The sequence below is a fragment of the Streptomyces sp. C1-1 genome, assembly GCF_050214755.1.
GTDB lineage: Bacteria > Actinomycetota > Actinomycetes > Streptomycetales > Streptomycetaceae > Streptomyces.
The window spans coordinates 371,521-393,900 of sequence record NZ_CP189827.1; the positions used below are offsets into that span (position 1 = coordinate 371,521).

The following is a 22,380-nucleotide window of genomic DNA, read 5'->3' on the forward strand; positions in this document are numbered from 1 at the left end:
TGGCTGCCGGCGCTCAGACCGGGATGCCCTCGATGACCGAGATCGGCGCGCTGGTGGGCACGGCGCGGGTGAGCTGGAAGCCGGCCTCGGCGAACAGCTCGGTGTACTCGGCGAGGGTGCGCTCCTGGGCGCCGAGCATCAGCATCAGCCAGAGGTCGATGGTGTTGCCCAGGTGCTTTTCGTTGCTCTCGGGGATCACGTACTCGATGACGAGGAGCTTGCCGCCGGGGGCGATCGCCTCGCGCGCGTTGCGCAACGCGGTGACCGCGTCGGCCCGGGAGAAGTCGTGGATGATGTGCTTGAAGACGTAGGCGTCGCCGCCCGTGGGCAGCTTGTCGAGGTAGCCGCCGTGCTCGATGGTCAGCCGGTCGGCGACACCAGCCGCCTCGAACAGCGCCGGCGAGTCGACGGTGGCGATCTTCGAGTCGTACAGCACGCCCTTGGTGTCCGGTGCCTGCTTCAGGATGCCCGCCAGCAGGTTGCCGCGGCCGGCGATGACGTCCACGACCGTGCCGAAGACGGAGAAGTCGTAGGCGGCCAGGATCGGGTCGGTCTCGGAGGCCGAGAGCCCGCCGAACGCCTCGAAGAACACCCGGGCGTAGTCGAGGTTGGCGTGGAAGAAGTCCAGCGCGCCCATGCCGCGCAGCTTGGGCAGGTTGGCCTCGCCGCTCTGGACGGTGGCGGCCAGGTGGCCCCACTCCTCCCACAGCGTGGGGTGGTTCATCAGCAGGGCGAAGCCGCGCATCGAGTCCGGGGCGTCCTCCCGCAGGTGCTCGGACATCGGGGTGTTCTCGTAGCGGCCGTCCGCACGGCGGGCGAACACCTGGTGGCCGGCGAGCGCGCGCAGCAGGCGGTGGGTCGCCTGGGGGTCGGAGCCGACGCGGGCCGCGATGTCCGCGGCGGACAGCGGGCCGCCGGCCAGCACGTCCGCGACGCCGAGCCGGGCCGCGACCGAAATAGCCTGGGTGATCACCGCGCCCTGGATGAGATGGAGCAGCGCATAGGAGTCGGACTGGTCACGAACCTCGGGCAGCACGGACATGCCTTTCCTTTCGGAGCGCCTTTTCGTGGATTCCAGACCATAGGTCGGCGATTTGGAAACCCGCAACTTCCGTATTCCCACAATGCGTTCCCGCACGTTCAACCGGGGAATTGAGCGGTTGAACAGGGCCCGTCCAGCACTGCTCCAGTGAAATTCCGGGGCGGCTTGTCAAATTGTTCCGGCCCGGCTACGTCGAGGAGGCCCCGTTGCGGTACGACACCCCAACCCCGGTGGATTTCTGGTTCGACCCGACCTGCCCCTGGGCGTGGATGACCTCCCGTTGGATCCTCGAGGTCGCCCGGCAGCGGCCGCTTCAGGTGCGCTGGCATCTGATGAGCCTGACCGTCCTCAACGAGGGGCGTCCCGATCTGCCCGAGCGCTGGCACCGGGACCTCGCCGTGCGGCTGGAGCCGGTGCGGGTGTGCGCCGCCGCCGAACAGAGCTATGGCCCGCAGGTGTTGGGCTCTCTGTACACCGAGCTCGGCACCCGCTTCCACCTGGAGCGGGCGCCCAAGGAGCCCGCCACCTACGCGGCCGCCCTGACGGCGGCGGGCCTCGACCCCCGCCTCGCCGACGCGGCGGGGGTCGAGACGTACGACGCCGCGGTGCGCGCCTCGCACCACGAGGGCATCGGCCGGGTCGGCGAGGAGGTGGGCACGCCCGTCGTCGCGGTCGGGGACGTGGCGTTCTTCGGACCCGTGGTGACCCCGGCCCCGCGGGGTGAGGCCGCGCTGCGGCTGTGGGACGGGGTGCTCGCCGTGGCGGCGACCGAGGGGTTCTTCGAGCTCAAGCGCACCCGCACCCGGGGACCGGTCTTCACCTGAGTCTCAGCGGGCCGTCGCGGCCACGGGGGCCGTCCAGTTCTCCGCCAGCCAGCTCTCCAGGGTGACCAGCCCGGGCCGGGTGCGGCGCAGTTCCTCGAGGTCGGCGCGGTAGCCGTCGCGCTCGAACCAGTCGAACATGTTGGCCAGGTCGGGGCGGGCGCCTCGCAGCGGCTCGATCGGCAGTTGCTGGTAGCGGGTCGGGATGCCCGAGACCGCTTCGAAGGCCGCGGCCATCTGCGGCCCGGTCAGGGCGTCGCCGGCGATCTCCACCGTCCGGCCCAGCCAGGCGTCCGCATCCTCGAAGGCGTCCGCGGCGAACACGCCGATGTCGCTGGTCGCGATGAGCTGCACCGGGATCTGCGGGTCCAGCCACATGGCCAGCACCAGGCCCTCCCCGGCCGGGCGCGGGGCGATGTCGAGCAGGATGTCGTGGAACATCACCGGCCGCAGGACGGTCGTGGGCAGGTCGAGGGTCGCCAGGTACTGCTCGACGCGGTGCTTGCTCTCGAAGTGCGGGACCCGGGTGTCGCGGTCCGCGCCGCCGACCGAGCTGTAGACGAAGTGCCGCACCCCGGCCCGTACCGCGGCGTCCGCCACCGCCCGGGCGTGGCGCTCCTCGGCCTCGACGCCGCCGGGCCCCCGGAAGGTCTGGACGCTGAAGACCCCGTGGACGCCGTCCATCGCCGCCGCCAGGGAGGCCGCGTCGTCCATGTCGCCGCGGACGAGGACCGCGCCCGCCTCCGCGAGCGCCCGCGCCTGGTCCTTGGCCGGGTCGCGGACCAGGGCGTGCACGGTGTGGCCGCGCCGCAGCAGTTCGCGGGCGACCGCCCCGCCCTGCCGGCCGGTCCCGCCCAGCACCAGGATCGTTCCCTCAAGCGCCACTGTGTCTCTCCAAGTCTCGTGCCCGCCGGAAACGTGCCCGGCGGTGCGGTCGGATGCGGCGGCTGCGGGGCGGCCGCCGTGCGTCGGGCGGGCTACCAGGGGACGGGCCCCTCGTCCGCCAGGCACACGCCCGACGGGCCGGACTCCTCCAGCAGGGCCAGGCGGACCACGACGGCGGCCCCCTCGGCGGGGGTGCGCCGGCCGCGGTGGTGGTTGATGTCCGTGGCCACCACGCCGGGCAGGGCGGCGTTGACCTTGACGGCAGTCCCGCGCAGCTCCTTGGCGTAGGCGAGCGTGAGCGCGTTCAGCGCGGTCTTCGACGACTGGTAGGCGATCATGTTCACGCCCGCCAGCGGGGAGCCGGGGTCCGAGGTCAGGGCCAGCGAGGCGGTGTGGCTGGACAGGTTGACGATCCGGCCGGCCCGGGAGCGGAGCAGCAGCGGCAGCATCGCGCCGGTGACGGTGACCACGCCGAAGACGTTGGTCTCGTACACCTCCCGCATATCCGCCGCGCTCGCGGCGCTCGGGGGGCCGGTGAAGGTGCCCGCGGTGCCGGCGTTGTTGACCAGGATGTCCAGGCGGCCATGGCGCCGTTCGATGGCCGCCGCGGCCTCGGCGACGCAGTCCGGGTCCCTCACGTCCAGGCGCAGTGCCGTCGCGGCGATGCCGTCGGCGGCCAGCGCGTCGGCGGCCTGCTTGCCCAGCGTCTCGTCGCGCGCGCCGACGATGACGGTGATCCCCCGCTCGCCGAGCCGGCGCGCCACGGCGAATCCGATGCCCTTGTTGGCACCGGTGACAAGGGCGATCTTCTCGTCCGTCACGTCAGCTTCCTTTCGCGGGGCCGGTAATGCGCACATTCACCGGGGGAGAAAAAATTCCCGAAGGCACCCGACGATATTGCTGCGGCGCGGACCGCATGCTCAAGTGTTCAGCTTCTGCGTTCAATTGCGCCGACTCCACGGTCGAACGCCCCACGCCTCCCACGAATTTCAGAATCGTTGCGGCCGGAGATTGCCCTGAGTAGCTTCACCATGGCCAACCATTGCCACAGCGCAAAGGGCCTCAAAGATGAAAACAACTGACGTCATCGTGGTCGGTGCGGGCCCGGTCGGCCTGATGCTGGCCGGTGAACTGCGGCTGGCCGGAGTGGACGTGGCCGTCTACGACCGACTGCCCGCACCGACCCAGGAGTCCCGGGCACTGGGCTTCAACCGGCGCGCCGCCGAATCCCTGGACCAGCGCGGACTGCTGCCCCGCCTGGGCGCGGTGCGGTGGGGCCCGATGGGCCACTTCGGCGGGGTCCGCTTCGACCTCGGCATGCTGGACGAGGACCACAGCGGGGTGCTGGGCCTGTCCCAGACCCGCACCGAACAGGCGCTGGGAGAGTGGCTGGCCGAGCTCGGCGTGCCGGTGCGCCGCGGCCGGGAGGTCACCGGCCTGCGCGAGAGCGGCGACCATGTCGTGGTGTCCTACGCCGGCCCCGACGGGGCCGGCGAGGAAAGCGCCCGCTGGGTGGCCGGCTGCGACGGCGCGGGCAGCACGGTGCGCGAACTGGCCGGTATCCCCACCACCGTCTGGGAGCCCACCCGGGGCATGTACACCGCGGAGATCACCGGTGTCACCCCGCGCCCGCGGCCGATCGGCGAACGGCTGCCCGGCGGCCGCATGGTGGTGTGCACCCCGCTGGGCGGGGGCCGCTGCCGGGTGGTCGTCCACGACCCGGCCCTGCCCGCCCGCCCGCAGCCGGGTGCGCTGACGTTCACCGAGGTCGCCGACGCGTGGCGGCGGCTGACGGGTGAGGCAATCGACGACGCGCAGTGTCTGTGGCTGTGGGCCTCGGGCAACTCCTCCGCGCTGGCCGAGACCTACCGGCGCGGCCGGGTGCTGCTGGCGGGCGACGCCGCGCACGAGATCCCCCCGCTGGCCGCCTGGGGGCTGAGCGCCGGGCTGCAGGACGCCGTCAACCTCGGCTGGAAGCTGGCCGCCACCGTCCAGGGCCGCGCGCCCGAGGGCCTGCTGGACACCTACCACGGCGAACGCCACCCCGTCGGGGAGCAGTTGATCCGCAACGCCCGGGCCGCCGCCAAGCTCTACCTCGGGGACGAGGCCATGGACCCGGTGCGCGAGGTCGTGGGCGAACTGCTCGCCCACAAGGACGCCGCCGAGCAGACCGCCGGCATCGTCAGCGGCCTGGGCATCCGCTACGACCTGGCCGAGGGCGACCACCCCCTGCTCGGCCGCCGCATGCCCCCCGACACCGCCCTCACCCTCCCCGACACCACCCGCACCCGCGTCGCCGAGCTCCTGCGCACCGGACGCGGCCTGCTCCTCACCACCGACGACACCCTTGCCGCGGCCGCCCAGGGTTACAGCGACCGCGTCCACACGGTCACCGCCGCCTGGAGCATGCCCGGCACGCCCCTGGACGCCGTCCTGATCCGCCCCGACGGCTACGTCGCCTGGACCAGCCCCGGCACCACCGACGACCTCACCCACGCACTCGAGCACTGGTTCGGCACCGCACGCGTCCGCCAGCCGGCCGGCCGGTGAGCGCCGACGGCACCCTTCGAATGGGAGTGAAGACATGGCCAGGGATGTAATCGTCGTCGGGGCCGGCCCGGTCGGGCTGATGACGGCCGGTGAACTCGCCCTGCGCGGCGTGGACGTCGTCGTCCTGGAGCGGCTGCCCGCCCCCACCCGCCAGTCGCGCGGCGCGAGCTTCACCAAGCGCACCGCCGAATGCTTCGACCAGCGCGGCCTGCTTCAGCGGCTGGGGGCCACCGAGCCCGCCGACAGCCACTTCGGCGGGGTGCCGATCGACCTCGGCATGCTGGCGGAGGACCACTACGGGCACCGGGGGGTCTCCCAGTTCCGCACCGAGCGGATGCTGGAGGAGTGGGTGGGCGAACTCGGCGTGCCGGTCCTGCGCGGCTGGGAGGTCAGCGGTCTGCGCCAGAACGACGACGAGGTCGTGGTGAGCGTCGACGGCCCCGACTCGAGCGCCGAACACGGCGCCGCCTACCTCGTCGGCTGCGACGGCGGGCGCAGCACGGTGCGCCGGCTGGCCCAGATCGGCTTCCCCGGCACCGACGGCCGGCGCGGCTTCCTGACCGCCGACGTCACCGGCATCGACACCCGCAAGCGGCGCATCGGGGAGAACCTGCCGGGCGGCAGCATGGTGATGGCGATGGACCTGGAGAACGGCGTCACCCGGGTCGTCGTCCACGAGGCGGGCACACAGCCGCCCCGCGACCGCAACGCCATCGCCTTCGCCGACCTCGCCGACGCCTGGCAGCGGCTGACGGGCGAGTCCATCCACCACGGGCAGTGCCGCTGGATCAGCTGCTTCACCGACGCCTCCCGCGCCGCCGACGCCTACCGGCGCGGGAGGGTGTTCCTGGCCGGCGACGCCGCGCACGTACAGCCCCCGGCGATGGCGCAGGGGTTGAGCGTGGGCGTGCAGGACGCGGTCAACCTCGGCTGGAAGCTGGCCGCCACCCTTGAGGGCCACGCCCCTGAGGGCCTGTTGGACACCTACCACGGCGAACGCCACCCGGTCGGCGAGCAGTTGGCGCGCAACGCCCGCGCGGCGATCGAACTGCGCCTGACGGGTGCGGACATGGACCCGGTGCGCGAGGTCGTGGGCGAGCTGCTGGCCCACAAGGACGCCGCCGAGTACGCGGCGGGCATGCTGAGCAACCTCGGCGTCCGCTACGACCTGGCCAAGGGCGAGCACCCCCTGCTCGGCCGCCGTATGCCCCCCGACACCGCCCTCACCCTCCCCGACACCACCCGCACCCGCGTGGGTGAACTCCTGCGCACCGGACGCGGCCTGCTCCTGACGTCCGACGACACCACCGCTCAAGCCGCCCGCGGCCACAGCGACCGCGTCGACATCGTCACCGGCACCTGGAGTGTCCCCGGCACTGCCCTGGACGCCGTCCTCGTCCGCCCCGACGGCTACGTCGCCTGGACCTCCCCCGGCACCGTCGACGACCTCACCCAGGCACTCGAGCGCTGGTTCGGCACCGCGCGCGGGGCCCTCTAGGCGCTCTCGACCGGGGGGCTGGGCCCCCCGGCGAGACTGCCAGGACCTGTCTTGACGCCGTACGCCGGCGCCGGGACGGCCCTCTTTCGACCCTAACCACGAAGGATCTGGTGGAATGGCTGGCACCGAACAGGATCAGGTGAGTGGAAAGCCCCATGTGGTTGTCATCGGGGGTGGCATCGCGGGACTGGCGGCGGCGTTCCAGCTCCGCAACGAGCCGGTCCGGGTGACGGTTTTGGAGGCGTCCTCCCGGCTCGGCGGGAAACTGTCGGTCTCCGAGGTGGCGGGCGTCGCCGTCGACGAGGGAGCCGAGTCGCTGTACGCCAACCGGCGCCGCACGACCGGGCTGATCGCGGACGCCGGGCTCGGCGAGAAGATCATGTCGGCCGGTGTGACCGCGTCGGCGATCTTCAGCCGGGGCGAGATCCGGCAGCAGCCGGACCGTCAGTTCATGGGCGTGCCCTGCGACATGGACGACCTCGCCCGCTCCGGCGTGGTCTCCGCCGAGGGCGTGGAGCGGGCCCGGCAGGACCTGGTGCTGCCCTCCTTCGACCGGGACGGCGACGTCTCGGTCGCCGACTACGTGGGCGGCCGCTTCGGCCAGGAGGTGGTGGACCGTCTGGTCGAGCCGTTCCTGGCCGGGGTGTTCGCCGGCCGGGCCGCGGACCTGTCGTTCGAGGCCACGCTGACGCCGCTGGCGAAGGCGGCCCGCTCGCACGTCTCGCTGGCGGACGCGGCGGGCTCGCTGACACCCGTGCTCGCCGAGGGACACAAGCCGCCGCCCGTGCGTGTGGCCACCCTCGACGGCGGGTTCGGCTCACTGCCCGCCGTGCTCGTGCGCGAGGTGCTGGCGGCGGCGCCCGACGCGGCGGTGCGCACCGGCGCCCCGGTCCGCGAGCTGGCCCGCGGCGCGGACGGCTGGCGGATCAGCGTGGGCACGGCCTCCCAGACGGAGCACCTCCAGGCCGACGCTGTGATCATCGCCGTTCCGGCCGGCCCCGCGGGCCGGCTGCTCGCGCAGGTGCCCGGCACCGCACGGGCCGTCTCGGCGTTCGCCGAAGTCCCCTACGCCAGCGTCGCGATGGTCACCCTCGCCTACCCCCGCGCGGCCTTCCCCGGCGGCCTTTCGGGCCGCGGGTACGCCGCCTACCGGGTGCCCGCGCCGGAGGGCAAGGCGGTCAAGGAGGTCACCTTCACCACCGTGAAGTGGCCGCACCTGGCCGGCGAGGTGGAGATCGTGCGCTGCTCGATGGGCCGGTTCGGCGAGGAGGACCTGCTGGGCCGCGACGACGCCGACCTGGTGGCGCTGGCGACCGCGGAGCTGGCCGAGGCCACGGGCGTGCAGGGTGTGCCGGTGGCCAGCCGGGTCAACCGCTGGCAGGACGCGCTGCCGCAGTACACCGTCGGCCACTTCGAGCGGGTGCGGCTAATCCGTGAGACGGTCGCCGCCCAGCCCGGCCTCGCCGTGTGCGGCGCCCTGTACGACGGTGTGGGCGTCGGGGTGTGCATGGCCTCCGCGCGGCAGGCCACCGAGCAGGTGCTGACGTGGGTGAAGCAGGACGCCGCCGCCCGTGCGACGGCCGTGGGGGCCTGAACCGACTCCCCCGCCACACCGAAGAGGCCGTGCCCGGTCGGGCACGGCCTCTTCGGTGTTCTCTGTCGCTCGGGTCAGCGCTCCAGCACCGCGGCGAAGACCTGCGCCAGGACCTGCTCGGGGTCGTCGGCGCCGCCGGTGCTGCGCCAGGCGACGTGCTGGTCGGGACGGACCAGGAGGGCGCCGGTGTCGGTGATCTCCCGCACGGCCGCCCAGCCGCCGTCGACGTCGGCGTGAGTGCCGCCGGCGCCGATGCTCACCGTCCGCAGGCGGACGGAGAACTTCTCCGCCACGCGCGCGGCCGCCTCGCGCCACGCCGTCCCCTCGGGGCTGGTGATCAGCGTGAAGTCGGTCCGGCCGGTGAGGTCCAGGGTGGACAGGCGCCGGCCGTCGGCGGTGATCCAGGCGTGCGGCAGCCGGTGTCCGGGGCGGGAGGTGGGCTGGTGCTCGTTGCGCATGGGGACGCGGGCCGGCGGCGTGCTGCCGTCCGCGACGAGCGCGCCGTCCTCGTAGTGGAAGCCGACCTCCATGTCGAGCGACTGGCATCCCCCGCGGTGGGTGTGGAAGATCTCCAGGGCGCGTGCCCGCACGGTGTCGCCGAGCGGTGAGGGGTCGAAGTAGGACTCCAGGCGCTGCCTGCGGCGGCCGGCGGGGATGTTGTGGCCGGCACCGACGGCGTCGATGACGGCCTGGTGGTGGACGGCCGCGGAGACCGCCCAGTCCACGTTCTCCCGGCCCACGGGCCGGCGTTCGGACTCGTAGGTGTCGATCAGGGCGTCGCTCGCGCGGCCGCCGAGCACCGCGGCCAGCTTCCAGGCGAGGTTGTGGGCGTCCTGGATGCCGGTGTTCAGGCCCAGGCCGACGGCCGGGGGCTGGCGGTGCGCGGCGTCGCCGGCGATCAGCACGCGGCCGACCCGGTAGCGGTCGGCGAGGTGCGCGTGCACGATCCAGTCGGTCACCTTGTGCACCGTCACCTCGAGGTCGGGGATGCGCAGCAGCTCGCGGATGCGGGGCACGACGCTGTCGTTGTCCCAGCGTCCGGGCGGGCCGGGGGCGAAGTGCAGGCCCCACTGCTCGCACTCCTTGCCCCAGCGCGGCCCCATCTCGATGAGGTTGCAGGACAGGTCGGGGTCCTCGGGGCTGAGGTAGTGCGTGATGAGCGTGCCCTCCTCCCACCACGGGGAGAGGTCGGCGGAGAAGTACACGGTGGTGGTGTTGACCAGTCCGGGCGGGCCCTGCATCTGGATGCCGACCTCGGCTCCGACCATGCGGCCGCCGTCGGCGCCGATGAGGTACTGCGCCGTGACGGTGGTGGTTTCCCCGCTGTCCACGTTGCGGATCTCGGCGACGACGTGGTCGCCCTCGTCGCGGAAGGAGGTCAGCTCGTGGTGGAAGAGGATCCGCCCGGGATTGCGCTCCTCGGCGTGCCGGCGCAGGATCGGCTCCAGCCACATCTGCGGCAGCTTGGCGGGCAGCAGGGGCCCGGCCGCCGCGTAGGTCTCGCGCAGTTCACCGCCGCCGAAGGCGTCCATCTCGTGGATCAGGCGCCGCTCCAGCGGGCCGTCGCCGGCGAGGGTGGTCTGCCAGCGCACCTTGCCGAACTTCTCCAGCGGCGCCGCCTCGGCGAGCACGTCGTCGGCGACGCCGTGCTGCCGGTAGATCTCCATCGTGCGCTGGTTGAGGTAGTGCGCCTTCGGAACCCTCGATGTGTCCGGGTGCCGTTCCACCAGCAGATGATCGACGCCCTGGTCGGACAGGAAGACGGAAGCCGACAGACCGCATCCGCCACCGCCCACGATCAGAACCGGAACCTCGATGGCTCCCATATTCGCCCCTTAAGAATCGGCCGATGCCTTGCCAGTCGCAGCCTGGCAAAGCCGTCTTCAGCACCGGTCAAGCACGGCTGGACCGCAGCCGCAGCCGTGACCGCTCGCGCCACGGGCGGCGCCGGCCAGGCTGCGCGACCGGCTGCGCGGACTGCTCGCTGTAGGCCCAGCCGAGCCAGTCCTTGATGTCGACGGCCACCACCGGTCCGCCGTCTTTCAGGTAGCGGGGGCCGTCGAACTGCTCGTACTTGCCGTCCAGCAGGCCCAGCGCGCGGGTGCGTTCCGGGCCGGCGTCGATGACCCGGGCGGTGCCGCGCAGCCGCACCCACCACGCGCCCAGCCAGTTCTCGTCGTAGCAGTCGGCCAGGACCGTGACCCGCGGGTCGCGGTCGAGGTTGCGCAGCCGCTTGGGCCGCGGATTGCCGCTCTTGGGCTTGTCGGTGGGTGAGTAGAAGACGTCGCCGTCGACGACGAAGATGACCGGCACGACATGGGCGCGTCCGCGGTCGTCGACGGTGGCCAGCCGGACGGCCCGTTCCCGCTCGAACCGGCTGCGCATCTCTTCCTGCCCGAGTTTCATCGTGGCTCCTTGTCGTGTTCGGTTCCTGGCGCCGGACATGCCGAAGTCGGCGCCCGCGGCGCCGGCCGGCCGCACGCGGTGTGCGGGTCGTGCGAGATGTGCGGTCGCGCGGGGTGGTTGCGCCGTGTGCGGGTGGTGCGGGGGTTTACCGCTGTACGGTGCTCACCAGCGGTTCCTGACGCTTTGTGCTGCGCCGGCGCCGGCGCAGCAGCAGGATCAGCACCGCGCCGAGGACGGCGAGGCCGATGGTGGTCTGCCCGGACAGGCGGATGGTGCCCGTCGCACCGAACGCGCCGATCAGGGGGCCGGCGAGGACCGCGCCCAGCGGGGTGGCGACCACCAGGATCGCGCTGCGGAAGGCGCTGAGGGCGACCAACTCCTCCAGCGGGGCCTTTTGTTGCAGCAGGGTGATGCTCACCGGCCCGTAGGGCGCGTAGATCAGGCCGCCCAGGCCGAAGCCGGCGATGCCCGCGGCGAGGGTGCCGAAGTGGGCGAAGGGCAGGATCGCCAGCCCCCAGCCGGCCACGATGCCCAGCACGGTCGGCCACAGCGGCAGCCGCCGCAGCGTTCCGGTGACCCAGGTCCCGATCACCGCGCCGACGCCGAACGCGCCCCAGATCCAGCCCAGCACGGTGGGATGGCCGCCCATCCGCTCGGCCACGACCAGCGGGACCGCCACCTCGATCGGCCCGTACAGCAGGTAGAAGACGAACGACAGCGCCAAAAGGCCCAGCAGCTCCGGGTGGCGGACGAGGGTCTGGCCGCTGCGCCGCAACGGCACCGCCGGCCGGCGCTCGAGGGTGCCCTCGCCGCGCACCCGGGCCGTGACCAAGGCGAGGTAGGCGTAGCTGACCGCGTCGGCGGCCAGGACCGCGGCCGGCCCGAAGGCGGCCGAGATCAGACCGGCCAGCGGCGGGCCGGTGATGAACGACAGCTGCTCCTGGCTGCCCACCAGCGCGTGCCCGGCCAGCCGGTCCTCGGGCGGCAGGGTCTCGGCGACGAACGTCTGCCGGCCGGCGATGCCCCAGGCGTGCAGGATCGAGGACAGCGCGAGCAGCGCGATGTAGGTCGCGGCATTCAGCAGGCCCGTCCAGTACAGGGCCGGGATCAGGGCGAACAGGGCGCCCCGCAGAAGGGCGTTGACCAGGATCAGGCTGCGTGCGTTGCGGCCGCTCAGCCAGCGTCCCAGGGTCAGGGAGCCGAGCGCGGCGGGCAGACTGTAGGCGGCGACGGCGAGGCCCACCACCAGGGAGCGGTGGCTGGGGGCGGCCAGTTCGACGGCCAGCCAGGCCACCCCGATGAAGCTCATGCCGTCGCCGAGGAAGGAGATGAGGAAGCCGGGCTGCAGCCGGCGGAAGTCGGGGTTGGCCAGACAGCGGGTGTAGCCCTCGGGCAGCACCCGCTGAATGCGCCGTACGGCGGTCATCGACCGGGCACCTCGGATTCGCTCACCGCGCAGCGGAAGCCGATCTCCGGGCTGCGGCTGACCAGTGTCTTGCCGGCCCGGCTCAGCGCGGTCAGCAGTGCGGGGGGTGAACTCCACGCCCCGCCGCGGATGCTGACCTCGGCCGACCACTCCCCCCACAGGTCGCCGGGGTCCATGCCGGCGAAGCGCGGCGTGAGCGGCAGGCCGTCCAGGAACCGGGTGGAGGTCCATTCCCACACGTTGCCGCACATGTCGCGCACCCCGAAGGGGGATTCGCCGCCCGGCAGGTTCACCGGGCCGGTCAGCGCCGGCAGATGGGCGAGGGAGAGGTCCTCAAGCCGGCGCAGCCACGCCGCGCGCTCCAGGCCGGTGTCGCCGTCCCAGCCCAGCACCGAGTGCAGGCCCCGCACCAGCTCGGGCCGGAACTCGTTGCCCCAGGGGTGGCGGCGATGGTCGTCGCCGCGGGCGGCGCGCTCCCACTCGTCCTCGGTGGGCAGCCGCTTGCCGCACCAGGCGGCGTAGGCGACCGCGTCGTACCAGTCGACGCCGGTCACCGGGTGGTCGCCGGCGCTGCGGGGGTCATCGGCGGTGGAGCGGGTGTGGTCGGTGTCGCGCGGCTCGTCCGGATGGCACCACAGGTGGCCCTCGAGGGCGATGTCGGCGACGAAGGCGTCGTAGTCGTCGTTGGTGACCGGGCAGGTGTCCAGGTAGAAGCCCTCCAGGTCGACCTCGCCGACCGCGGGCTCGCCCGGATCGCCCCAGGAGGGTTCCTGGCCGGGCGGGGTGCCGCGGCGCAGCCGTCCGGCCGGGATGTGCCGCATCCCGGCCAGGGAGAGCCGGCTGGGCAGCCGGTCGGCCGACAGCGGCACGGGAAGGTCCTCCAGGACCGCCCCCGCCAGGTCCGGGTCGGCCAGCAGCGTGCGCGCGCGGGCCAGGGCCTGGGCGTCGGCCACCGTCACATAGTTGCCGGCGCCCGCGGCGATCTGCTGCGGGGAGCGGCCCAGGACGGCCAGCAGGGCGTGCAGGGCCGCCGGGCCGCCGGCCGTGCGCAGGGCGGGCGTTGCGGCCACCAGGTCCAGGGCGGGCCCGCGCACGGTCTCGTCCGCGTCGGCCAGCGCCCAGCCGACGGCCTCCGCCGCCAGGTCCGGGGCCAGGCGCACGGCGGCCGCCAGGGCCTGCCGCCTGATCTCGGGCACCTCGTGCAGCAGGCCGACGGCCAGGGACTCGGCCAGCAGCTGCGGGTCGGCCAGCTGCTCCAGGACGCCCAGGTAGCCGCCGAGCAGGACGTCGCGCTCGGCGGCCGGGCCCTCGGCCCAGGCGGCGATCTGTAGGACTTCGGAGGGAACGTTCGAGGTGGTGGTGGTCATCGCGTGCCGGCCTCCGCTCCGGTGATCATCTTGGCGAAATCCTCGCCCGCCCGGTGGCTGTACTCCGTGCCCGCCGAGGGCTTGTCCCCGGCGGAGTAGTACACGTACAGCGTGGCCCGGCTGGTGTCGTCCAGCACGGGGCCGGAGTGGTGGAGGATGTTGAAGGTGTGGCAGATGACGTCGCCCGCTTCGGCCTCCAGGGCCAGTCCCACCGGTTCCAGGCGGCGCGGCGGATAGCGGTGGGAGCCGGGCACCAGGACCAGGCAGCCGTTGCGCACGGTGGCGTCGTCGAGGTAGATGCCCACGTTCACCAGCGGGGTCAGCGGCAGGTCGTGGGGGAAGTCCAGGTGCCAGTCCAGCGCGCTGTAGGAGCTGCGCTTGCCCCGTTTCATCTGCCATACGGCGCCGTCGACGGCGTCCTCGAACCGCCAGGTCGGCCCGCCCAGCAGGCCGGGGCCGAGGGCGTCGAGGTGGCGTCGCTCGATCAGGTCGCGGGTGTCGGGGCAGTGCAGGGTGAAGTAAGGCAGCCGGTGCAACGTGGCCTGGCCGTCCTCGTCGTAGGACGGTTTGATCACCCGGTCGCGGTGCTCGGCCGGCACCCTGCCCGCCAGGGTGTCGCGCTCCAGGCGGCGGGCGTCGCGCTTGATGAGGTCGACGTCGTCGGCGTCGAAGACGCCGCGGTAGACGACGAAGCCGTACTGCTCGTAGAAGGCGCGCTGTTCGGCCGTCACCGTGCCGTCATAGTCGAAGCGGGGGATGCGCTGCGGCGAGGTCACCGGATCACCCCCCGGAAGCCGATCTCGTTGTGCCGGTCGGTGAACAGGTCCTTGCCGCGGAAGTAGGCGGTGACCTGCTCGCGCATGGAGGTCCACGCGCCGCCGCGGATGACCACGGAGGTCTCCTCGGCCGTGGCCCATTCGGTGCGGGGCCTACCGGAGATCATCGGCTTCATCCGGTCCCGGGTGAAGAAGTTGGTGTCGGTCCACTCCCAGCAGTTGCCCACCAGGTCCGCGACGCCGTAGCTGCTGACGTTCTTGGGGTGGGAGCCGACCGGGACGGTGGTGACGGCCGGGGTCCTCTCGTCGAAGGTGCTCAGGGTGTCGCGCCAGTGCTCCAAGCTCTCCGCCTGGCCGAAGGAGGCACCGAACCAGCGCAGCGCGTCGGGGTCGAAGTCGTCGCCCCACGGATACAGCGAGCCGTTCTCGCCGCGGGCGGCCTTCTCCCACTCGTCCTCGGTGGGCAGCCGTTTGCCGATGTGCGCGAGGTAGGCGTAGGCGTCGTACCAGTCGACGCCGGTGGCGGGGTGGTCGGGGCCGAAGCGGGCGTCGCCGACGATGCCGCGGCGGTGGTCCTTGTCCTCGGGCTCGTCGGGGTGGCACAGCGCGTGCTCGGCGGCCAGCGGGCCGTTGGCCCACGCGTCGTAGTCGGCGTTGGTCACCGGGTGGCGGTCGATGAGGAAGCCGGGCAGGTGGCGCGTGCGGCGGGGCACCGCGTCGTCCACGTCGTACAGCGGGTGGTCGACGTCGTCGATGCCGATGCCGACGACGAAGTCGCCGCCCGGGATGAGGACCATGCCCTCGGGGACCGGCCGGGGCAGGTTCTCGGGGTCGTAGTCCCAGTGCTCGCCCAGCGCGCATCCCTCGGGCAGTTGGCCGGTGCGGGTGTGCTCCCGCTCCAGCTGCAGGCGGGCCGCGCGGTCCTCGGCGCCGAGGATGGCGTCCATCGCCTTGGCCACCACCGCGGCGCCGATGCCCACCGGCTTGGTGCTGCGCAGCAGGCCGGCCTCGGCCGGCCCGGTGATGTGCAGCAGTTCCTCGTACGCCTCGCCGATGCGGTGACGGCCGGCGATCTTCGCGGCACCGAACACCACGAAGTCCTCGTCGTCGCCGAGCAGCCAGACCAGAAATTCCCGCGCCGCGGGCAGCGTGGCCATGAACGGCTCGACGCCTTCCAGAACCGTCAGGCGGACATCCGCACGCGGGTGGGTCGCCGCCATCGCACAGAGTTCTTCGATGACCACGGGGTGGCGAAGCGCCGCGATCGTCTCCCGCAGTTCGGCGCGTTCTTCCCCGGTCAATGGTTCACGTGATGTCTGCCAGACCTCCGGGGCCAGAAAACGCTCGACCAGCCCGTTCACATTCTTCTGCTCGACGGCAAAACGTTCGTAACTCCACCTGTGCACTGATCCCACCTCGATTGCCACGGTCAGATATCCCTGGGCCGAAAACCCTGGCCTGTGGAGGGTGATATCACCCTCCACAGGCCACGAGAGCGCCTTGATCAGGCAGCCCACTTGAAGTACTTACCGGCCGGGCGCACACCGCCCTTACGCTGCGAGCGCAGAGCGTTCCACTGACGAAGCGTCTTCATCTGATTCACCTCCCGAAGCTGTATCGGCAATCGAGTGCATTGACGATCGCGTCGGGTGCTCCGCTGTGTCAAGTTCCTGGTTTTTCAAGGGTGTTGTTCGAGCGGTTCTGGCTTGTTCAACCGCCGATGCGCCCCGGTTGAACACGGCGGGCACAGAACAGAATTCGTCTGTCCCCGATTGGGAAAGGAGTGCGTTGTGCGAGTTCTCGTCGTGCCGTTTCCGTGGAAGGCGCACGTGTTCAATATGGTGCCGCTGGCGTGGTCGCTGCGCACGGCCGGGCACGAGGTGCGGGTGGCCTGCTGGCCGGATCTGCTGGACGCCGTCACCTCGGCCGGGCTGACGGCCGTGGCCGTCGGCCCCGGCGAGACGGCACAGGTGCGCACCCAGCGCGACCGGCGCCAGACCTCCGACCGTGCCGCCGCCGCCCAACGGGCCCCGCAGCAGGGCCTGGAGGCGCTGTTCGACCCCCGGGCGGGCCGTGAGCGGCTGGGCTGGGAGCAGGCGACACGGGTCTTCGAGGACCTGGTGCTGCCGCAGGCGCGGCGCTCCAACGACTCGATGATGGAGGATCTGGTCGCCGCCGCCCGCGCCTGGCGGCCGGATCTGGTGCTGTGGGGCGCCAAGGCGTTCGCGGGCGCGGTGGCTGCCGAGGCCGTGGGCGCAGCCCACGCCCGGGTGCTGTACTCCGTCGACGTCTACACCCGGATGCGGGAGGACTTCCTGCACGCCCAGGCCCACCGGCCGCCCGGGCAGCGCACCGACGCGCTGCGGGACTGGCTGGAGGGCTGGGCGGGCCACTTCGGCGTCGCCTTCAACGAGGACCTGGTGGGCGGCCAGTTCACCATCGCCCCGCTGCCCGGGGCGTTTAGGCCCGACGCCTCGGCGAGCACCCTGCCGGTGCAGTTCGTCCCCTACAACGGCCCGGCCGTCGTGCCCGGATGGCTCACGGCGGCGCCGGCGGCGCCGCGGGTGCTGATGACGTTCGGCGACTCCGTCGACGACGCCTCTGCCCGGCTGCCGCTGCCCGTCGAACGCCTCAAGCAGATCCTGCAGGCGGTGGCCGACCTGGAGATGGAGCTGGTGCTGGCCCTGCCGGCCCACGCCCGGCGGGAGGTGAGAGCGGTGCCGGCCAACACCCGGCTGGTCGGCTCCGTTCCGCTGGCCGAGGTGCTGCCGACGTGTACGGCCGTGGTGCACCACGGCGGCACCTGGTCCTTCGGCTGCGCGCTGCGCCACGGGGTGCCGCAGCTGCTGATCAGCCGGGCGTTCGACGCACCGCTGAAGTTCGCCTGCCTCAAGGCCTCGGGCGCGGGGCTGGCGATGACGCCCGCCGAGGCGGACGGGCCGGCGGTGCGGGCCGCGCTGCTGCGGCTGCTGGGCGATCCGGCCGTACGGGCGAGTGCCGTGGCGCTGCGCGCGGAGATGCTGGCGCTGCCCTCGCCCAACGACCTGGCGCAAACCCTGCAGGATTTGGCCGCCGCCCGCCGGGCCGGCCCGGTGCCCGCCGGACGCTGACCGGACCGGGGCGGCGGGCACGGCGCAGGGAAGGGGAAGGGAACGAGAAGGGGCCCCGCGTGAGGGTTCGCGCGGGGCCCCTTCTTCGGTGCGGGATGGGTCAGGACGCGGGCACCGGATCGTTCGATGCCTGGCAGACGGCGTCGATGCCCTTCTTGGCGGCGGGGCGGGTGCCGTCCCGGAAGAAGTCACCGACAAAGGTGTTCAGGCAGGGGTTGTTGTTGGCCGACAGCGCCGCGCCGACGTTGTGGCCGCCCTTCTCCAGCACCAGACGGGAGTTGGGGAACAGCTTGTGCGTCTCGACGGCGCCGGCCACACCGTGCGCGGTGTCGTACTGCGGCTGCACCAGCAGGACGTCGACCTGGTCGTTGCCGACCTTCATCGGCGTCTTCGGCGCGGGCTGCGGCCAGAACGCGCACGGCGCGCTGTACCAGGCGTTGGTCCACGTCAAAAAGCGGCTGCCGGCGTTGTACTGGCGGGTGTAGTCCTGGTGCCAGCGCTTCCAGTTCAGCGGCCAGGGGCCGTCGGTGCAGTTGGCGGCGTCGTTCATGGCCTGCCGGTTCTGGTGCGGGAAGCCGGGCAGGGTCCAGGTGGCCCGCAGCGAGGTCGGGTCTTTTCGCACCACGTAGTCGGAGAGCACCTTGGCGCGCGAGAGCCAGGTCCAGCTGCGGTAGACGACCGGCTCGAAGACGTCCGCCCATTCCGCCGCGCCGATCCTGCCGTCCAGGGGGGCGGCGGCGAGCGCGTCCTGCGCGGCGTAGTACTCCGCCTCGACCTCGGCCTCGGTGGTGCCCAGGTGGTAGACGCTGTCGTACTTGGCGACCCAGGCGAAGAAGATCTGGGCGTTGCGCTCGGTCAGCACGTTCTTGCGCAGGCTGTTGCGGTATCCCACGCCGCTGGGGCGCACCACGCTGTCCAGCACCATCCGCTGCAGGTGGTCGGGGAAGAGCGTGGCGTAGACGGAGCCGAGGTAGGTGCCCCAGTCGGTGCCGAAGTAGGTGATCTTCTCCTGGCCCAGTGCGATCCGCATCCGGTCCAGGTCGCGGGCGGCGTCCTCGGTGCTCAGGTGCGCCAGGACGTCGCCGTACTTCTCCTCGCAGCTTCCGGCGTAGGAGCGGGCCCGGGCGACCCACTGCTGCTCGTCGGCGGCGGTGGCGGGCACCGGGTTCGGCAGGGCGTGCCCGGGGTCGACGTAGTCGGTGTCGCAGACCAGGGCGGGCCCGCTGGCGCCGACGCCGCGCGGGTCGAAGCCGATCCAGTCGTAGGCGGTGCCGACGTCCTGGGCCAGCCCGGTGGTGCCGGTGGCGTACCGGGTGGGCAGGTCACGGCCGATGCCGCCGGGCCACTGGCCGCGGTTGAGGATGACGACGCCCTTGTAGTCGCTGTCGGGGACGGTGTGCTTGGCCCGGGTCAGCGCCAGGCTGATCTGCCGGCCCTCGGGGTTGCCGTAGTCGAGCGGCACCTGCACGGTGCCGCACTCCAGGCCCTTGAGCAGGCCGCCGAGGACCGGATCGCTGCTCGGACACGGCACCCAGTCGATACTGCCCGCCGCCACGGCGGCCCCGTCGTTCGCCGCCGCGACCGGGACGACGGCCGAGCCCAGCAGCGCGGCCGCCATGACCGGTATGGCCAACGCAATCCTTCTCACGTGATTTCCCCTCCTAGTTCAGCGCGCTCGCAGCGTGGCACCGGCCTGTCGGCTCACGCTCGAAACCGTCTGGAAACCGGCTTGAGAACAGGCGGCGGGACATGTCAGGGCTTCGGCGGGTCTGCCGGGCATGAGGTGATCGAATGCCGATCCCGGGAGCATGAGGTGACCGAATGCCGGTCCCGCCGGTCCTGGGAGGGAAGGCCGGAAGCGGCCCTCAGGCCGCACCCATGGCGGACGGGCGGCGGCCAGGGCGCCGTCCACGGCCCCGCTCGTCCTCGCGCCGCAGACCGACGCGCGGGACCGCGCCGGCTTCGACGCCGCGCGGCGGCCGTCACCGGCCTCGACGGCACCGTCCTCCAACGGCTCCAGGCCAGCCGGCGAGCCGTCCGGCCACCGCACCCACCCCGCCCCTTGAGGCCGTTGAGCCCGTCTCAAGAGGGTTTCGAGGGCGGCCGTCCACGCTCACGAGCAGGACGGGCGTGAACTCAAGGCCGCCCCGGAAGAGGGAGAGGCGATGAGTGGGCACACCGACACGGACACCGGCCCGGCCGGCACACACGACACCGGCCGGCACGCCGGCCCGGTCCGGCCCGGGCGGCCCGCACCACGCCCCTTGTCCCACCCGACGCGGCGACGCGACGACGGCAACGGCCGGCGGCGTGCCGGCGATGCCCGGCCGGAAGCAGGTCCCTGCAGCCGCCCGCCGCGCGGCCCCCGCCGGCCGGCAGGGCCCGCGGCGCCCCTTCCGTCCCCTCGAGAAAAGGGAAAAGGACATGCTTCGAGCGTGGAATGTGGATTGCGATGTGGTCACGTGAAAATCCTCGTCACCGGCGGTGCCGGATTCATCGGCTCGCATTACGTCAGGACCATGCTCGAGGGGGGCTATCCGGGTTTCGAGGAGGCGCACGTCACCGTCCTGGACGCGCTGACCTACGCGGGCAACCGTGACAACCTCCCCGCCGCCCACCCCCGGCTGACCTTCACCCACGGGAACATCCTCGACCGGGAGCTGCTGGGCGAGGTCCTTGACGGCCAGGACGCGGTGGTGCACTTCGCGGCCGAGAGCCATGTGGATCGCTCCATCGCCAGCGGCGCGGCGTTCGTGCGCACCAACGTCGAGGGCACCCAGGCGCTGATGGAGGCCTGCCTGGCGGTGGGCGTCGCGCGGGTGGTGCACATCTCCACCGACGAGGTGTACGGCTCCATCGAGCACGGCGCGTGGACGGAGCGGTCGCCGCTGCTGCCCAACTCCCCCTACGCCGCGTCCAAGGCGGCCTCCGACCTGATCGCCCTGGCCTATGTGCGCACCCACCGGCTGAACGTCTCCGTCACCCGGTGCTCCAACAACTACGGCCCCTACCAGCACCCGGAGAAGTTCATCCCGCTGGCGGTGACCCATCTGCTCGAGGGGCGCCCGATCCCCGTCTACGGCGACGGCGGGCAGGTCCGCGAGTGGCTGCACGTGGACGACCACTGCCGCGCGGTGCAGCGGGTGCTGACCGGCGGCCGGGCGGGCGAGGCCTACAACATCGGCGCCGGCACGGCGGTGACCAACCTGGAACTGGCCCACCGGATCGCCGAACTGCTGGGAGCGGGCCCGGACATGATCGAGCACGTCGGTGACCGCAAGGGCCACGACCGGCGCTACGCCCTGGACCAGAGCCGCATCGAAGAGGAGCTGGGCCACCGGCCGGCGACCGGATTCGACGCCGGGCTGGCCGACACCGTCGCCTGGTACCGGGACAACCCCCAGTGGTGGAAGCCGCTGAAGGAAGGCGGTGGTCGGCCGTGAGCGCCCCCGCCCTGCTCGTCCCGCGCACCCGGGCGGGAATCGCCGAACGCCTGGCCCTGTCGGCCGCAACGCCCCAGGGCGTGCACACCCAGACCTCGCTGGTGCCGGGCTGGTTGCAGCAGCAGCGCCGCTCCGTCGGGGCGGTGGTGCGGCGGATCCCGTTCGCCGAGCTCGACCACTGGTCCTTCACCCCCGACACCGGAAACCTCGGGCACGACAGCGGACGGTTCTTCACCATCGAGGGACTGCACGTGATACGGCCGGAGGCCGAGTGGCAGCAGCCCATCATCGTGCAGCCGGAGATCGGCATCCTGGGCATCCTGGCCAAGGAGTTCGACGGGGTCCTGCACTTTTTGATGCAGGCCAAGATGGAGCCCGGCAACCCCAACCTGGTGCAGCTCTCCCCCACCGTGCAGGCCACCCGCAGCAACTACACCAAGGCCCACGGCGGCATGGAGGTGCAGTACCTGGAGCACTTCCTCGCCCCCCGCCGCGAGCAGGTCCTCACCGACGTCCTGCAGTCCGAGCACGGCGCCTGGTTCTTCCAAAAACGCAACCGCAACATGATCGTCGAGGTCGAGGAGGACGTCCCCGTCCACGACGCCTTCTGCTGGCTCACCCTCGGCCAGATCCTTGAGCTGCTGCGCCTGGACAACATCGTGAACATGGACGCGCGCACCGTGCTGGCCAGCGCCCCGGCGGTGCCGTCCGAGACCCGGGCCCTGTCGTCCGACGCGGACCTGCTGGCCTGGTTCACCGGGGAACGCACCCGGCACGACGTCCGCGCCCGGCTGATGCCGCTGCGCGAGATCGCCGGATGGCAGACCGGCGAGCACGCCGTCAGCCGCACCGACGAGAGGTTCTTCCGCGTGGTGGCGGTCTCCGTCGAGGGCGCCGGCCGCGAGGTGGCCGGCTGGACCCAGCCGATCATCGAACCGGTGGAACGCGGCGTGGTCGGCTTCGCCTACCGCCTCTTCGACGGCGTCCCGCACGTCCTGGCGCACGCACTGGTGGAGGGCGGCTTCCTCGACACCGTCGAACTCGCCCCGACCGTGCAGTGCGTGCCCTCCAACTACGCCCCCCTGCCGGCCGGGGACCGTCCGCGCTTCTTGGACGTGATGCTGGACGCCCCGCCCGAGCGGGTGTGCTACTCCACGGTGCACTCCGAGGAGGGCGGCCGCTTCCTCAACGCCGAGAGCCGCTACCTGATCGTGGAGACCGACGAGGCCACCACCCCCACCCAGCCGCCCCCCGGCTACCACTGGGTCACCCCCGGCCAGCTCAACTGGCTCGCCGCGCACAGCCGTTACGTCAACGTGCAGGCACGGACCCTGCTCGCCGTCCTCGACGCCGCCCTGCGAGACCACCCCACCCCCTGAAACGGGCTCATCGGGCGCACGACATCGGGCCCGGTCCGGAAGATGCCTTCCGGACCGGGCCCGATGTCGTCTCGCGCAGCGGC

Annotated in this window: 17 protein-coding genes; 7 read left to right on the forward strand and 10 right to left on the reverse strand. The window is 72.4% G+C overall.

Annotated elements, in window-relative coordinates; genetic code table 11:
* Positions 1-13: 13 nt before the first annotated feature.
* Complete coding sequence (locus ACQF4J_RS48055) at positions 14-1,042, reverse strand: methyltransferase (RefSeq protein WP_351579568.1); 1,029 nt, start codon at positions 1,040-1,042, stop codon at positions 14-16.
* A 206-nt stretch (positions 1,043-1,248) separates the two neighbouring features.
* Here ACQF4J_RS48055 and ACQF4J_RS48060 point away from each other — a divergent pair, with 206 nt between their 5' ends.
* Positions 1,249-1,866 carry a disulfide bond formation protein DsbA gene (locus tag ACQF4J_RS48060; RefSeq protein ID WP_351579565.1) on the forward strand — a complete coding sequence of 206 codons (618 nt, stop codon included), beginning with the start codon at positions 1,249-1,251 and terminating at the stop codon, positions 1,864-1,866.
* A 3-nt stretch (positions 1,867-1,869) separates the two neighbouring features.
* Here ACQF4J_RS48060 and ACQF4J_RS48065 read toward each other — a convergent pair whose 3' ends face one another.
* Together ACQF4J_RS48065 and ACQF4J_RS48070 are read right to left on the reverse strand one after the other, a co-directional pair.
* Positions 1,870-2,748 (reverse strand): NmrA/HSCARG family protein, encoded by an 879-nt coding sequence (locus ACQF4J_RS48065; protein ID WP_427168971.1) that lies wholly within the window; start codon positions 2,746-2,748, stop codon positions 1,870-1,872.
* 92 nt (positions 2,749-2,840) lie between these two features.
* Positions 2,841-3,569, reverse strand: coding sequence for an SDR family oxidoreductase (locus tag ACQF4J_RS48070; protein WP_351805338.1), 729 nt, complete (start codon positions 3,567-3,569; stop codon positions 2,841-2,843).
* Positions 3,570-3,816: 247 nt separating this feature from the next.
* Between ACQF4J_RS48070 and ACQF4J_RS48075 the strand changes: the two genes are divergently transcribed.
* The 3 genes from ACQF4J_RS48075 (at position 3,817) to hemG (ending at position 8,390) form a co-directional block, all read left to right on the forward strand.
* Positions 3,817-5,298, forward strand: coding sequence for an FAD-dependent monooxygenase (locus ACQF4J_RS48075; protein WP_427168972.1), 1,482 nt, complete (start codon positions 3,817-3,819; stop codon positions 5,296-5,298).
* Between the two features lie 34 nt (positions 5,299-5,332).
* Positions 5,333-6,796: an FAD-dependent oxidoreductase gene (locus ACQF4J_RS48080; protein WP_351579553.1), complete on the forward strand. Its 1,464-nt coding sequence runs from the start codon at positions 5,333-5,335 to the stop codon at positions 6,794-6,796.
* A gap of 115 nt (positions 6,797-6,911) precedes the next feature.
* Positions 6,912-8,390, forward strand: coding sequence for a protoporphyrinogen oxidase (hemG, locus tag ACQF4J_RS48085; RefSeq protein ID WP_351579550.1), 1,479 nt, complete (start codon positions 6,912-6,914; stop codon positions 8,388-8,390).
* A 74-nt stretch (positions 8,391-8,464) separates the two neighbouring features.
* Here hemG and ACQF4J_RS48090 read toward each other — a convergent pair whose 3' ends face one another.
* The 6 genes from ACQF4J_RS48090 to ACQF4J_RS48115 all read right to left on the reverse strand — a co-directional run bounded on the left by ACQF4J_RS48090 (position 8,465) and on the right by ACQF4J_RS48115 (position 15,666).
* Positions 8,465-10,216 (reverse strand): FAD-dependent monooxygenase, encoded by a 1,752-nt coding sequence (locus ACQF4J_RS48090; RefSeq protein ID WP_427168973.1) that lies wholly within the window; start codon positions 10,214-10,216, stop codon positions 8,465-8,467.
* A 67-nt stretch (positions 10,217-10,283) separates the two neighbouring features.
* Positions 10,284-10,796, reverse strand: coding sequence for a pyridoxamine 5'-phosphate oxidase family protein (locus ACQF4J_RS48095; protein WP_351805330.1), 513 nt, complete (start codon positions 10,794-10,796; stop codon positions 10,284-10,286).
* A gap of 145 nt (positions 10,797-10,941) precedes the next feature.
* On the reverse strand, positions 10,942-12,222 hold the full coding sequence (locus tag ACQF4J_RS48100; protein ID WP_427168974.1) for an MFS transporter: 1,281 nt from the start codon (positions 12,220-12,222) through the stop codon (positions 10,942-10,944).
* A complete protein-coding gene (locus tag ACQF4J_RS48105; protein ID WP_351805325.1) occupies positions 12,219-13,589 on the reverse strand; it encodes a formylglycine-generating enzyme family protein in 1,371 nt (456 codons plus the stop codon). The genes ACQF4J_RS48100 and ACQF4J_RS48105 overlap by 4 nt, the downstream gene beginning before the upstream one ends.
* On the reverse strand, positions 13,586-14,365 hold the full coding sequence (locus ACQF4J_RS48110; RefSeq protein WP_427168975.1) for a phytanoyl-CoA dioxygenase family protein: 780 nt from the start codon (positions 14,363-14,365) through the stop codon (positions 13,586-13,588). Before ACQF4J_RS48110 ends, ACQF4J_RS48105 begins: the two co-directional genes overlap by 4 nt.
* Complete coding sequence (locus tag ACQF4J_RS48115) at positions 14,362-15,666, reverse strand: formylglycine-generating enzyme family protein (RefSeq protein ID WP_351805320.1); 1,305 nt, start codon at positions 15,664-15,666, stop codon at positions 14,362-14,364. Before ACQF4J_RS48115 ends, ACQF4J_RS48110 begins: the two co-directional genes overlap by 4 nt.
* Before the next feature lie 489 nt (positions 15,667-16,155).
* Between ACQF4J_RS48115 and ACQF4J_RS48120 the strand changes: the two genes are divergently transcribed.
* Complete coding sequence (locus ACQF4J_RS48120) at positions 16,156-17,475, forward strand: nucleotide disphospho-sugar-binding domain-containing protein (protein ID WP_427168976.1); 1,320 nt, start codon at positions 16,156-16,158, stop codon at positions 17,473-17,475.
* A gap of 100 nt (positions 17,476-17,575) precedes the next feature.
* Here the strand turns inward: ACQF4J_RS48120 and ACQF4J_RS48125 are convergent, their stop codons facing one another.
* Complete coding sequence (locus ACQF4J_RS48125; protein ID WP_427169015.1) at positions 17,576-19,093, reverse strand: alpha/beta fold hydrolase; 1,518 nt, start codon at positions 19,091-19,093, stop codon at positions 17,576-17,578.
* Positions 19,094-19,937: 844 nt separating this feature from the next.
* Here ACQF4J_RS48125 and rfbB point away from each other — a divergent pair.
* Both rfbB and ACQF4J_RS48135 read left to right on the forward strand, forming a co-directional pair.
* On the forward strand, positions 19,938-20,918 hold the full coding sequence (rfbB, locus tag ACQF4J_RS48130) for a dTDP-glucose 4,6-dehydratase (RefSeq protein ID WP_427168977.1): 981 nt from the start codon (positions 19,938-19,940) through the stop codon (positions 20,916-20,918).
* Positions 20,915-22,297: an NDP-hexose 2,3-dehydratase family protein gene (locus tag ACQF4J_RS48135; RefSeq protein ID WP_427168978.1), complete on the forward strand. Its 1,383-nt coding sequence runs from the start codon at positions 20,915-20,917 to the stop codon at positions 22,295-22,297. The genes rfbB and ACQF4J_RS48135 overlap by 4 nt, the downstream gene beginning before the upstream one ends.
* Positions 22,298-22,380 lie beyond the last annotated feature (83 nt).